Here is a 12,457-nt window from a genome sequence, read left to right as displayed (position 1 = left end):
CACCTGGGGCCTGAATTAACCAACCATGGCCGATGGGGCTGGCCAGTACCGCAAGGGAAGATCCGGATCCGCACCTTACTGCAGCAGCACCCGGCCGTCATTGCGCGCGGACTCCGACGCGAACACGGGCGCTGTGGCCGCGGTGTTGCGCGCCGTGCAGATGCCGGCGAACGGGTCGAATTTGCCGCGGCTGCGGTCAAGCGCCATGGTGTCTGCCATGCACCGCCCGCCGCCCACGCAACGGTTCAGGATCAGGTCGTAGAGGCCTGGCGCCACGCTGGCATAGCGTTGCACCGCGTCGCGCTCGCTGGGCTGCGCGAGCTTGAGGTACGTATCCGTGGACAGGCCCTGGCCCGACGACTTGACCTGCTGGATCCAGCTCTCGAAGTCCTGGTTGGACAGCCCATGGAACTTGAAACGCATGTGGGAGAAGCCCGCGCCGCTGTAGTTGGCCGAGAAGCCTTCATACACGCCGGACTTGTTGATCACGGCATGCAGCTTGGTTTCCATGCCGGGCATGGCGTAGACCATGCCCGCCAGCGACGGGACGAAGAATGCGTTCATCACCGAGGTGGCGGTGATGCGGAAAGCGATGGGCCGGTCGACCGGCGCCGCCAGCTCGTTGACGGTGGCGATGCCCTGCTCGGGATACAGGAACAGCCACTTCCAGTCCATCGCCACCACCTCCACCGTCAGCGGCTTCACGTCTGCCGGGACCGGCCGGCCTGCGTCGATCCGCGTCAGCGGCCGGTACGGATCGAGCTGGTGGGTGCTGACCCAGGTCACGGCGCCCAGCGCGATGATGATCAGCAGCGGCGCGGCCCAGATCGCCAGCTCGAGCACAGTGGAATGGTCCCAGTCGGGGTTGTAGGGCGCATCGGTCGCACTTTCCCGATAGCGCCACGCAAACAGCAGCGTGAGGATGATCACCGGAACGATGATCAGCAACATCAGGCAGGTGGCAATGATGATCAGGTCGCGCTGGCGCAGGGCCATGTCGCCGGATGGCGCAAGCAGCACTGCGTTACAACCGGCCAGGCACGCCAGCATGACTGCGGCGGCACATCGCAGCAGTAGTCTTCCCTGCACACGTCTTGGCGGCACTACAGAGTCGAAGCGGCCCATAGTCTCGGAAGTGGCGTCTGAGGAATATCGGCAAACTGCCGGCGAACTCACCTTTCGTTTTTCTATGGCAGTTTAGGCGCTATTCTTGTCAGTGCGAGACTTAAGAGCCAATTTCATCGGAATGGGGTCGGCTCCATGTGCAGTATCGACGCACTCCTGCCAGAAGGAGACTTGACGATGGCCAGCCTCACCCACCAGCATCGCGCATCGCCGACTGCACCTCCGGCGCCCGGCCACCACCAGGTGGCACCCGCCGAGATCGCCACCGGGGTGGTGATCGGACGGGCCTCGGAGTACTTTGACTTCTTCGTGTACGGCATCGCCTCCGTGCTTGTCTTCCCGGCGGTCTACTTCCCGTTTGCGAGCGAGCTGGCGGGGTTGCTCTTCAGTTTCACGATCTTCTCGTTTGCGTTTATCGGACGCCCGTTCGGCACCGCGCTGTTCATGCGCATCCAGCGGCGCTGGGGCCGCGGCATCAAGCTGACGGCGTCGCTGTTCCTGCTCGGCACGGCCACGGTGGGGATTGCGTTCCTGCCGTCGTACGCCTCGATCGGGGCCGCGTCGATCTACCTGCTGGCGCTGTTCCGCTTCCTTCAGGGCATTGCGTTCGGCGGGTCGTGGGACGGGCTGCCGTCGCTGCTGGCGCTCAACACGCCGGAGGACAAGCGCGGCTGGTATGCGATGGTGGGCCAGCTCGGCGCACCCACCGGGTTTATCGTCGCCAGTTCGCTGTACCTGTTCCTGCATGCCAGCCTGACCCCGCCTGAATTCATCGAGTGGGGCTGGCGCTATCCGTTCTACGTGGCCTTCGCCATCAACGTCGTGGCACTGTTTGCACGGCTGCGCCTGGTGGTGACCCATGAGTACACGCAACTGCTCGAAGAAGACGAGCTGGAGCCGATCAGCACCTTGCAGATGGTGAACGCGCAAGGCTTCAACATCTTCCTGGGGGCCTTTGCTGCGCTGGCCAGCTATGCGCTGTTCCACCTTGTCACGGTGTTCCCGCTGTCCTGGGTGATCCTGCACCGCTCGCAGAGCATCTCCGACGTGCTGGCCGTGCAGATCGTGGGCGGCTTCATCGCGTTCATCGGCACGCTGCTTTCCGGCTGGATCGCGGACCGCGTCGGCCGGCGCACCACGCTGTCGGCAATGGCCGTGCTGATCGGCATCTTCAGCCTGGCAACGCCGTGGCTGCTCGGTGGCGGCGCGACCGGCCAGGACATCTTCATCCTGGTCGGCTTCGGCTTGCTGGGCCTGTCGTACGGACAGGCTGCGGGCGTGGTGACGTCGAACTTCGAACGCCGCTTCCGCTACACCGGAGCCGCGCTGACCACGGACTTCGGCTGGCTGTTCGGCGCCGCCTTTGCGCCGCTGGTGGCGCTGGGCCTGTCTTCGCTGTTCGGCCTCGCGGCGGTCAGCCTCTACCTGCTGTCTGGCGTGATCGGCACGCTGGCCGCCTTGCGCATCAGCCGGGCGCTCGGGACGCCTGACATGTGACTGCGGTCATGGCCTGCGCAAGGCCATGACGATTCCCCTGCGACGGGCGGGCTGATTCGCCGCCCGATTTCCTCTTGCGCTTCCTTGCTTGCTGGCCCCTGCCCGGCTGCCTGACCCTTGGCGCCTGGCGCCCCGGCGCCGCATATGGCGGATAATGCGCTATTTGCAAGCACTTCCCTCCCCATGCCCGCAAGCAGCAACACCACTGGACGCATCGACTGGACAACGCTGTTCCTGCTTACCTTCCCGCCACTGAGCTGGGCCGGCAATGCCATCGTCGGCCGCCTGGCCGCCGGCACGGTGCCACCCATCACCTTGAACTCTGTGCGCTGGGTGCTGGCAGGGCTGCTGCTGGCACCCTTTGCCTGGCGCGGCGTGATCGAGCACCGCGCGGCACTGCGCCGGCACGCCGGCGTGATCACCGCCCTGGGCGTGCTTTCGATCGCCAGCTATAACGCCCTGCAGTACCTGGCGCTGACCACCTCGACCCCGATCAACGTGACGCTGATCGGCGCATCCACGCCGCTGTTTCTGATCGTGATCGGCGCGATCTGTTTTCGCGAACGGGTGAAGCCATGGCATGTCACCGGGGCACTGCTGTGCATGGTCGGCGTGACCTTCGTCCTGGTACGCGGCGAACTGGGCCGGCTCGCCCAGCTGGACCTGGTTGCCGGCGACCTGTTCATGCTGGCCGCCACCATCGCCTGGAGCGGCTATACCTGGCTGCTGCGCAAACAGCGGCCCGCCGTGCCCCTGCCCGTGCTGCTGTTCGCGCAGATCGTCACCGGCGTACTGGCAAGCGCTCCCGTGACGGCATGGGAGCTGATGACGCTGGACCAGCCGCTGCAATGGAGCGGCAAGGTCGCGGCCATCCTGCTCTATGTAGCAACCATTCCCTCGCTGCTCGCCTACTTTGCCTGGGACCGCGCCATCGCCCGCGCGGGCGCTCAGTTGCCGGTGTTCTTTATCACCCTGACGCCGGTATTCGCGGCGCTGCTGTCCACGCTGCTGCTGGGCGACTGGCCCCGCTGGTACCACGCGGTGGGGCTGGCCGCGATCGCGGCGGGAATCTGGCTGGCGCAGCGGCGTTGAGGGGGCCGGCCGGTCCACACCAGGGACCAGGCATGCCCCGGGCGTTTCAATCCTGAATCAGTCTCGCTGCGGCTGCACTAACCTGTTTGCACGATGGGCTCGCGCAACCTGGTGCACTACCCTCGCAGTAGAGCTCACACCACTGAAACCGGGGGGGGAATCATGGGTGAACGGAATCCGCGCGGGCAACACGCGTCGGCTGACCTTGCACGATGCGAGGCGCCAGCAAAAGACATCGAAGCTGAATCAGCGCCATCGCGGCGCACACAGCAACCCAGGATAAGGCCCACGGTGCATCCCGGCACTTCCGACCTGCATTTCATTGCTGGCCGCCGGGAGCCTCCTGCCGCAATGAGCCGGCTCACGGCTGCGGACGATCCGTTGCTGGGCTGCCTGCTGTTGCTGAACCGGGCCCTGCAACGGACGGTGCCTTCAGCGGTCCTGCTGGAAGGGCTGCCGCTGGACGGGCAGGCCCTGACGTTGCCGCTGCTCTGCACTGCGGCGGCGCGCGCCGGCTTGTCGACCCGGCTGGCGGAGCACGACCTCGACGATATCCCGGATACCTCGATACCGGCCATGCTGTTGCTGGACAAGAACAGGCCGTGCGTACTGCTGCAGCGCTGCGAGCACGGACGGTTTCTCGTCGCCCTGCCAGGCTGGGGCGGTGGGGTGCAGGAAGTCAGCCGCGAGGAACTGCTGACCCAGTACAGCGGGCACGCCGTCTTCGCGCAGCCAACGCTGCAAGCGGCCGTGTCAGCCGATACGGAGCCGGCACAGCCGTGCCCGTGGCCCGGCGACGCGATGCGGCCATCATGGCGGCGCCGTTGGGAGCGGCTGCTTGCCTCGACGCTCAGGGCACTATGCCTGCGGGGCAGGCTGCCGGCTGCGGATGTGGTCCGCGCTGGTGGCTAGTCATTGTCCGGCCAGACAGGCGCGGCTCCGATGACGCATCAGGGCGTCGGCGATGCCGACGTGTTGCCCGAACTGCTCTGCCAGGTCCCCACCGACAGGTCACGTTGAGCGGAAACCGCATCTCGTAGCGGTGGCCGACATCCTCGGTCAACCCGGCCGGGGTCATCGGCGCTCCGCACTGTCCCGGTATGCAATAGGTCAAGCCGAACGCGCTGCACGCAGTCGTTCACCATGCCAGGCGCCTTGGGGAAATGAAAAGGAGGCAGGGCAATTTGCCCTGCCTCCGCTCAGGCGCCGGTCTGCCCTCCCCGGCACAGACGCGCGCCCCCGTCCAACCGGCTTAGATGACGCAGGCAAGCTTGACGGTGAGGCCTCCCCAATCGGTGGCCTGGTTGGTGTCGACCTGTACCTGCAGCTTGTCGTTGCGGTTGACGGTTCCGGACGGCACCTCCTGGCTGCAGCTCTGCTGGCCATTGCTGATCTTGCAGCTCAGGTCCCTGACCGGCGTGATGGTCGCTGAAGCGCCGGCCCCTGTCACCGTGTGGACCGAAATGTCCAGCGTTCCCTGCACCTTGCCGAGTGTGGTGGCAGTGAGCGTGACACGGCTGCAATCGTAGGGGATCACGACGCCGAAGTCCGAAGGCAAGGGAACCGCCCCGCCGGCGCCGGTCATGGCATAGTTGCCGCGGCTGAGCGTGGCTGGCACGTTGAAGTTGCCGTTGTAGACGGTGCCTGTCCCCATGCTCACGCCCGAAGTTGGCCACTTGCCGCCCGCCTTGGGACCGTACAGCGTCGAGGTCGTGGTGTCGAAATAGAAGTCGCCATCGACGCCGATGTCGTCGGTCGGCGCACCGCTGCCGTACAGGATGTGACCGCCATTGCCTGCAGTGCCGCCACCGGTGCCGCCGGTGCCGCCGCTGCCGCCCGGCTGGGTGACCAGCGAGACCCCTGCCGGCCACACGTCATTGGCCTTGGGCCCGTACAGCGTCCAGGTATCGGTGTCGAGGTAGTAGTCGCCATTGTTGCCAACGCTGTTGGCTGGTGCCCCCGCGCCCGTCAGGACGACGCCGCCACCGGTGCCCGACCCGGTGCCGCCACCCATCTGGACGCCCGGCGGCCACGTGCCGTTTGCCTTGGGCCCGAACAGGGTCGAGGTGGAGGTATTGATGTAGTAGTCGCCATTGTTGCCGACGCTGTCGGTCGGATCGACCGAGCCGGACAGGATGGTGTTCCCGGCCGCTCCGGTATTGCCGGTACCCGCCACCGAAACCCCTGCCGGCCACGTGCCGTTTGCCTTGGGCCCGAACAGCATCCAGGTCACGGTATTCAGGTAGAAGTCCCCGTCTTTGCCGATCTCGGGCCCGGGATCAGTGGTACCCGACAGCATGGCGCTGCTGCTGGCGGCGGTCTGCGTTGCGGGCGTTGTTGGCGTCGTGGGTGACGCTGGCGCTGACGTTCCCGTGCCTGGGGCTGTGGCGGCGGCGCTGGCAGGCGTCGATTCGCCCCCCCCGCCTCCCCCGCAACCGGCGGCCGTGATGACCAGACAGGCGAGCGGCAAAGCCACAAGTTTCAAATGGATGCGTTTCATGGATGGACCCCTTTCCCTGGCTTTTGAGCACATAGAATTCGTCAGCCTTGGCAAGCGCCAACGATGAGGTCAATCTAGCTGGCGGAATCGGAATGGAAAATCGGCTCTATGGACGAGCTTCGGTTATGCGAAATGGCGTCCCGCAGCGCGGATGAAAATGCCCGCGCGGGATAATGCCGGAGCGCTCGGCACTATTCACGGGGTACAGTCGCCGCGGGGCTGCGTAATTCCCGTGAAGCCTTTCAGGACAAGGCATTTCCGGCCATGGAAAGTGGCTTCCGGAGGCTCCGGCAGCCACCGCGGACACTGTTTTCCAGCGCCCCGAAAATGCCGTCAATCGCCACTGGAGTGGAATGCCGGCGCGAGCTGAACGGCTTAGCGAGGAAGTATTAGACAGGCCGCCAGAGCAGTCGGAAAAAGTATGTATAGCAAATGAAACGTCATGGGCGACAGAAAATTAATGGTGAAGGCAGGCCACTGTCCGAATACCCACTCGGCACGATCGGGCTGTGAGATGTCGACCCGCGGGTATCCTCGCGTGGCCCGGCGATTGTCATCGAAACGAGATAGACACCGGGCGCCAGGCTTGCTGAACTCCGGGGGCGATTCGCGCATGCGCCAACGGAGAGTCCGCCATGAACCTGAAGACACTAAGTATCGCGACGTTCAACCTGTACAACCTGAATGTGCCGGGCCTGCCTCTCTATACCGACCGCAACGGCTGGAGCGAGAAGGAATACGAGCGCAAGATCGCCTGGACGGCGAGCCAGCTGAAGCTGATCGACGCCGACGTGGTCGGATTCCAGGAGCTGTGGCATGGCGACGGGCTGCTCGCGGCAGTCGAGGCCGCCGGCCTGGCCGATGCCTATGACGTGCTGGTGCCGGACAACGCCAATGGCAAGGGCATTGTGTGCGCAGCCATCGTCCGCCGCGGATTGCTCGCAGGCGAGGCCGAGTGGATCGCCGATTTTCCCGAGAAATTCGTGCTGAAATCGAAGGGAGACGATCCGCAGACACCGCAGATCAGCGTCAGTATTCGCGGCTTTTCCCGGCCGGTCCTGCATTTCACCATCCGGCCGCGCGAGGATGAGCCTGCCATGCACATGTACGTATGCCATTTCAAGTCGAAGCAGCCGACCCGGATCGATGGCGAGGCCTGGTATGAAAAGGAAATCTACGCGAAACATGCCAAAGCCGTCGGCGCTGCGTTGTCGACGATCCGGCGTACCGCCGAAGCGGCCGCGCTGCGCTTCATGCTGACCGACAGCATGAAAGGCAACAACACCGCAGTGGTGGTGATGGGCGATATCAACGACGGCCAACTGAGCAATACCGCCAATATCCTGACCGAGCAGCCTGCCTATCTGGTGGGTGACTCGGTCGGTGGTGGCGATATTGCGCTCTATACCGCGCAGACATTGCAGGAATACCGGGACACGCGCGATGTCTACTACACCCATGTCTTCCAGGATTTTCGCGAATCGCTTGATCACATCCTGGTCAGCGAGCAGCTATATGACAACAGCAAGCGGCGCCGCTGGCTGTTCGACGGGCTCATTATCAACAACGATCACCTGAACTTTAGCGATCACAAGGGCCTGGGCACCAACGACCATGGCATCATCCGCGCGGTGTTCAGACACCGGCCGATCCAGGACGATCTCGGTTGAGCAGCGGCACGGCCACGCAGGCGCGGTGCCGCGCCTGCGTGGCCCTTATGCAGGGCTCACGTCAACGCCGACAGCAGGATATTCTGCGCGCCCTCGCCATCACGCGAGCCCTGACGCTCGTATGTTCCGTCCGGCGCCATCTGCCAGGTGTCACGCCGGTCTGCCAGGTACGGTTTCAGCCCTTCCGCGATAACGCGCTCCTTCAACCCGGCATCAAGGATGGGAAAGCAGATCTCGATCCGCCGGGACAGGCTTCGCTCCATCCATTCACCGCTGGATAGCATGACCTTTTCCGCCCCGCCGTCGTGAAAATAAAAGATGCGCGAGTGCTCGAGAAACCGGCCCATGACGGATTTCACCGTAATGTTCTCCGACAGGCCGGCAACGCCGGGGCGCAGCGCACAGGCGCCCCGGATGATCAGGTCGATACGGACTCCGTCGCGTGAGGCGTCGTACAGCGCCTGAATCAGGTCGGGTTCCAGCAGCGCATTCATCTTGACCACGATCCATCCCTTGCGGCCGGCCCTGGCGTGCCCGGCTTCGCGCCGGATCGCTTCAAGCAACCCCGTCTTCAAGGTGAAGGGCGATTGCCAGATATGGGTCATGCAATGGGTCTGGCCACGACCAGTCAGCTGGCTGAACACTTGCGCCACATCCTGCGTCAGCGACTCATTGCAGGTGAGCAATCCAAAATCCGTATAGGTGCGCGTGGTCTGGTGGTGATAGTTCCCGGTTCCGAGATGCACATAGCGCCGGAGCTTCCCACCCTCGCGTCGCAATACCATCACCATCTTGGCGTGCGCCTTGAAGCCGACGACCCCATAGATGACATGCGCGCCGACTTCCTCCAGTTGCGTTGCCCAACCGATATTGGCCTCTTCATCGAAGCGGGCCAGCAGTTCCACCACGACGGTGACTTCCTTGCCGTTGCGCGCGGCCTCGATCAGTGCCGAGAGCAGGACCGAGTCGTGCCCGGCCCGATACACCGTCTGGCTGATTGCCACCACATCGGGGTCCTGTGCCGCCTGCCTGACAAAGTCCACCACCGGTGTGAACGACTGGAACGGGTGATGCAGCAGGATGTCGCCCTCGCGAATGGCGCGGAAGATATCGGAATGCTCGTGCAGCACCTTCGGCAGGCCGGCCCGGAAAGGCAGGTACTTCAGTTCCGGCCGGTCCACCTGATCTGGCACCTGCATCAGGCGAACCAGGTTGACCGGTCCGTTGACGGAGAACACCTCGCTTGCCGCCAGGCCGAACTGCTGCTGCAGGAACCCAGTCATTGCCGGCGTGCAGTTGTCAGCCACTTCCAGCCGGACCGCATCACCATAATGACGGTGCGGCAGTTCGCCTTGCAGCGCCTCGCGCAGGTTCTTGACCTCTTCCTCGTCCACGAACAGTTCGCTGTTGCGGGTCACGCGGAACTGATAGCAGCCGCGCACGGTCATGCCACTGAACAGCTCGCCGACGTGGGCATGCAGGATGGAAGAAAGGAACACAAAGCCATGTTCGCATCCGGCGATCTCCGGTGGCAGGGCGATCACCCGCGGCAACGCTCGTGGCGCCTGCACGATCGCATAGCCGGAGTTGCGCCCGAACGCATCCTTGCCCTCGAGTTCAACGGCGAAATTCAGGCTTTTGTTGAGCACCCGTGGAAACGGATGCGCCGGGTCCAGGCCGATCGGCGTCAGGACTGGCATCAGTTCGGCGAAGAAGAACTCCCGGATCCATTCCGCCTGCGCGAGGTTCCACGAGGGCCGCCGCAAGAAGCGGATCTGCTGCTCGGCCATGGCCGGAATCAGCATGTCATTGAACAGGCGGTACTGCTGATCGACCAGTTCCCGGACCCGTTGGTTGACCCTGGCATAGACCGCCTGCGGCGTCAGCCCGTCCGGGCCGACCACCGGAGACTGAAGCAAGCACTGCTCCTTCAGGCCGGCCACGCGGATCTCGTAGAACTCATCCAGATTGCTGCTGAAGGTACACAGGGCACGCAGGCGCTCAAGCAGCGGCACCGCGGGATCGGCGGCCTGCTCCAGCACGCGGCCGAAGAACTCCAGCTGGCTGAGTTCGCGGTTGATATAGAGCTCATTGCCATTCAGCAGGCCATCCGGGTCGACCGGGGTGCCGAGGCGCCCCTCCTCCGCGTCAATTGGCGGCGCATTCTGCATGGGATCGGATTCGGGTTTCATGATTGGAATGTCGGTGCGGGGGAATCCTTCCCGATTCTAGCTGGCGTATTGCGCATATCGAGGCGAATCTGATCGCACTGGTCCCGCGAAATACGTACCATCTTACGAGCATTCGCTGCGTAAAATGATCTGACGCGCCCACTGGAGCCGCCAATGACACACGAAATACCATCTGCGACCGAGACCACCCCCGAAGGTCTGATGCGCTTGATCGAGCATATTGGAGGTGCTGCAGCGCAAGGTCACCTTGACCCGGAGTTTGTGCGCAAGCTGGGCAAGCGCATTGCCAACGAATTGCAGCAGATGAAAGCGACCAGGCTACCGGGTGACCGCGAGCTGGCGGGCCTGGACGACGGCATAGAGGCCCTGCTGCTGGCCGCGGACCGCAAGCACGGCGCCAGGCTGACCCGATCGCTGCAGAAGTTGCGGGAGCACGAAAGCCCCTTCCCCGGCGGGGAGTCGAATGCAAGCCAGTCGCACTAGCAGGCTGCCTGGTGAAGTGAGTTCATTAAGCAGATGGTTCAATGACCTGGGTCGTTATTGCCACCGCAGATAACCTTGGAACCTATGTCAAAGACTGACAAGAAGCGATACCTGAAAGCACTCAACCGGCGCCTGAAGAAAGAATCGTCCGGAAAGTTCGATACGGTCTTTGTCTTCGACCCGTGCGGCTCGAAGCCGAAGAACGCCACCGGGGTGACGACCAGCGGCCCTGCCAGTGACGAGACCCTTGCAGTGATGAACGCAGTCCAGGCCAGGGTATTCGAAAAATTCGAGGGCACGGCAAAGCTCGGATAAATGGAGCGCGAACTCAAGCTCGAGTTGCTGCAGGACCAGGCCGAAGGGCTGATCGGCTTGCCCCTGGTGTCGTCCTGCTGTGTGGAGCCGCCGCACGAAGACAGGCTCGTGAGCACGTATTTCGATACGTCGGATCTTGCCTTTCGGCGTATGCACGCCTCGCTGCGTGTGCGGCAAGCAGGTGAACATTATGTACAGACGTTGAAGACCTGGGGCACGCAGCATGGGGCGCTTTACGAGCGGGAAGAGTTTGAGTCGGCAGTTCCCGGAAATGCGCCAGATCTTGGTGCACTGCGAGACAAATTGCCCGAGGGCACTGCGCTGGGAACGCTGCTGCGTGAAGGCGACCTGGCGGAACGGCTGAAGCCGATCTTCATCACGGATGTCCGGCGCACGGTGCTGCTGTTGCGCTTGCCACAGGGGGACGAGGTCGAACTGGCGGTCGATCGCGGCGTTGTCCGCGCGAACGACGCCACGGAGCCGATCCGCGAGCTTGAGATGGAGATCCAGACCGGTGAGCCCGCCCATCTGTCAGCGTTTGCCCTGCGGCTGCTCGACGCAGTGCCAATGCGCCTGAGCCGCGCCAGCAAAGGCGACCGTGGCTATGCGCTGGTCGCTGACGAGGCCAATGAAGCGCTACGGGCGGAGCCCCTCAGACTGGCCGAAGCAGGGTCGGCTGAAGCAGTGTTTCAGTGCATTGCCGAGAGCTGCCTGGCGCAAATCTCGGGGAACGAACGCGGCGTGGTCAATGGCTCCAATCCGGAGAGCGTGCACCAGATGCGTGTCGGCCTGCGTCGCCTGCGCTCCGCGCTTGATATCTTCGAGCCGCTGCTTGCCTGCCCGCCGGCACTGCAATCGGACCTCAAATGGATTGCCGATGAACTGGGCCCCGCACGTGACTGGGAAGTGCTTGCCAACACCACCTTGCGTGACGCATTCGATGGGGCGCCGGAGGACGTGGGCGCGGGCGCGGTGCTTGCCGCGGCGAAGGCAGTCGCAGCCGATGCGCGGCAACGCGCGGCCCAGGCCGTGAATTCCGATCGTTACACCCGGCTGATCCTGACGCTGAGCCATTGGCTGGGCAGCGCGGACTGGCGCCATGGCCTTGACGAGGCGCAGCGCGCGGCACTCACGGGACCCGCCAGGGACTTCGCGCTGGCCACGCTGCGCAAACGGCAACGCAGGCTGCTCAAGCGGGGGCGGGGCATGGCAAAGCTCGATGAGCAGCGGCGCCATCGTGCGCGTATCGCCGCAAAGAAGCTGCGCTACGCGACCGAGTTCTTTGAATCCTTGTTTGCCGCGAATAAGGTGCGCCGCTATCGCCGGCAACTGTCGCGCCTGCAGGATGACCTGGGATGGCGCAATGATATGGCGGTTGCAGAGGGATTGTTGCTGCGCCTGGCGACAGAGCGGCAGCAGCTTGCCATTGGCTGTGGCTATGCGCGCGGCTATATCGCAAGGGCTGTCAGCGTTGACCGGCAGCCGCTGCGCTGCCTCTGGAAACAATTCAAGGCGGCACGCCTGCCCGCTTAGCGCGGCTCCGGGCGTCAGTGCGCGTTCATCGTCGCGGCCAGTCCTGGCGC

At 64.0% G+C, this 12,457-nt stretch carries 10 protein-coding genes and 1 pseudogene; 8 read left to right on the top strand and 3 right to left on the bottom strand.

All coding sequences use genetic code 11. The features are described from left to right. Nucleotides 1–75: 75 nt before the first annotated feature. Nucleotides 76–1,125, bottom strand: coding sequence for a ubiquinol oxidase subunit II (gene cyoA, locus I6H87_RS23940; protein WP_011616961.1), 1,050 nt, complete (start codon nucleotides 1,123–1,125; stop codon nucleotides 76–78). 177 nt (nucleotides 1,126–1,302) lie between these two features. On the opposite strand from cyoA, the gene I6H87_RS23935 reads away from it, so the two are divergent. The 4 genes and pseudogenes from I6H87_RS23935 to I6H87_RS34495 form a co-directional block, all read left to right on the top strand. After that, entirely contained in the window at nucleotides 1,303–2,622 is a 1,320-nt protein-coding gene (locus I6H87_RS23935) for an MFS transporter (protein ID WP_011616960.1), read from the top strand. Between the two features lie 183 nt (nucleotides 2,623–2,805). Further along, nucleotides 2,806–3,714: a DMT family transporter gene (locus I6H87_RS23930; RefSeq protein WP_010809749.1), complete on the top strand. Its 909-nt coding sequence runs from the start codon at nucleotides 2,806–2,808 to the stop codon at nucleotides 3,712–3,714. A 351-nt stretch (nucleotides 3,715–4,065) separates the two neighbouring features. After that, nucleotides 4,066–4,626 (top strand): cysteine peptidase family C39 domain-containing protein, encoded by a 561-nt coding sequence (locus tag I6H87_RS23925; protein WP_011616959.1) that lies wholly within the window; start codon nucleotides 4,066–4,068, stop codon nucleotides 4,624–4,626. A 6-nt stretch (nucleotides 4,627–4,632) separates the two neighbouring features. Beyond that, nucleotides 4,633–4,728: pseudogene (locus I6H87_RS34495) on the top strand (IS5/IS1182 family transposase); the annotation flags it as partial. Nucleotides 4,729–4,966: 238 nt separating this feature from the next. On the opposite strand, the gene I6H87_RS23920 reads toward I6H87_RS34495, so the two are convergent. Next, the gene (locus tag I6H87_RS23920; RefSeq protein ID WP_037024008.1) at nucleotides 4,967–6,214 is read right to left on the bottom strand and encodes a hypothetical protein; all 1,248 of its coding nucleotides are present in this window, start codon (nucleotides 6,212–6,214) and stop codon (nucleotides 4,967–4,969) included. A 635-nt stretch (nucleotides 6,215–6,849) separates the two neighbouring features. Between I6H87_RS23920 and I6H87_RS23915 the strand changes: the two genes are divergently transcribed. Beyond that, nucleotides 6,850–7,884: an endonuclease/exonuclease/phosphatase family protein gene (locus I6H87_RS23915; protein WP_011616957.1), complete on the top strand. Its 1,035-nt coding sequence runs from the start codon at nucleotides 6,850–6,852 to the stop codon at nucleotides 7,882–7,884. Nucleotides 7,885–7,940: 56 nt separating this feature from the next. On the opposite strand, the gene ppk1 is transcribed toward I6H87_RS23915, so the two are convergent. Then, nucleotides 7,941–10,076, bottom strand: a complete 2,136-nt coding sequence (ppk1, locus tag I6H87_RS23910; RefSeq protein WP_011616956.1) for a polyphosphate kinase 1 — start codon at nucleotides 10,074–10,076, stop codon at nucleotides 7,941–7,943. A 201-nt stretch (nucleotides 10,077–10,277) separates the two neighbouring features. Here ppk1 and I6H87_RS23905 point away from each other — a divergent pair, with 201 nt between their 5' ends. From I6H87_RS23905 to I6H87_RS23895, 3 genes are all read left to right on the top strand, one after another. Further along, nucleotides 10,278–10,559 (top strand): hypothetical protein, encoded by a 282-nt coding sequence (locus I6H87_RS23905; RefSeq protein WP_010809744.1) that lies wholly within the window; start codon nucleotides 10,278–10,280, stop codon nucleotides 10,557–10,559. Between the two features lie 84 nt (nucleotides 10,560–10,643). Then, a complete protein-coding gene (locus tag I6H87_RS23900) occupies nucleotides 10,644–10,874 on the top strand; it encodes a hypothetical protein (RefSeq protein WP_041688054.1) in 231 nt (76 codons plus the stop codon). Then, nucleotides 10,875–12,407, top strand: a complete 1,533-nt coding sequence (locus I6H87_RS23895) for a CYTH and CHAD domain-containing protein (RefSeq protein WP_011616954.1) — start codon at nucleotides 10,875–10,877, stop codon at nucleotides 12,405–12,407. The last annotated feature ends 50 nt before the right edge of the window (nucleotides 12,408–12,457 follow it).

Source organism: Cupriavidus necator (genome assembly GCF_016127575.1).
GTDB classification, from domain to species: Bacteria; Pseudomonadota; Gammaproteobacteria; order Burkholderiales; family Burkholderiaceae; genus Cupriavidus; species Cupriavidus necator_D.
Note: the sequence above shows the minus strand (reverse complement) of the source record. Positions and strands in the feature narration are given on the sequence as shown.

Bases quoted from the DNA above. Each gene is read 5' to 3' on its own strand.
- I6H87_RS23930 (WP_010809749.1), top strand. From the start codon at position 2,806: ATGCCCGCAAGCAGCAACACCACTGGACGCATCGACTGGACAACGCTG.
- ppk1 (WP_011616956.1), bottom strand. From the start codon at position 10,076: ATGAAACCCGAATCCGATCCCATGCAGAATGCGCCGCCAATTGACGCG.
- cyoA (WP_011616961.1), bottom strand. From the start codon at position 1,125: ATGGGCCGCTTCGACTCTGTAGTGCCGCCAAGACGTGTGCAGGGAAGA.
- I6H87_RS23925 (WP_011616959.1), top strand. From the start codon at position 4,066: ATGAGCCGGCTCACGGCTGCGGACGATCCGTTGCTGGGCTGCCTGCTG.
- I6H87_RS23900 (WP_041688054.1), top strand. From the start codon at position 10,644: ATGTCAAAGACTGACAAGAAGCGATACCTGAAAGCACTCAACCGGCGC.
- I6H87_RS23895 (WP_011616954.1), top strand. From the start codon at position 10,875: ATGGAGCGCGAACTCAAGCTCGAGTTGCTGCAGGACCAGGCCGAAGGG.
- I6H87_RS23935 (WP_011616960.1), top strand. From the start codon at position 1,303: ATGGCCAGCCTCACCCACCAGCATCGCGCATCGCCGACTGCACCTCCG.
- I6H87_RS23920 (WP_037024008.1), bottom strand. From the start codon at position 6,214: ATGAAACGCATCCATTTGAAACTTGTGGCTTTGCCGCTCGCCTGTCTG.
- I6H87_RS23905 (WP_010809744.1), top strand. From the start codon at position 10,278: ATGCGCTTGATCGAGCATATTGGAGGTGCTGCAGCGCAAGGTCACCTT.
- I6H87_RS23915 (WP_011616957.1), top strand. From the start codon at position 6,850: ATGAACCTGAAGACACTAAGTATCGCGACGTTCAACCTGTACAACCTG.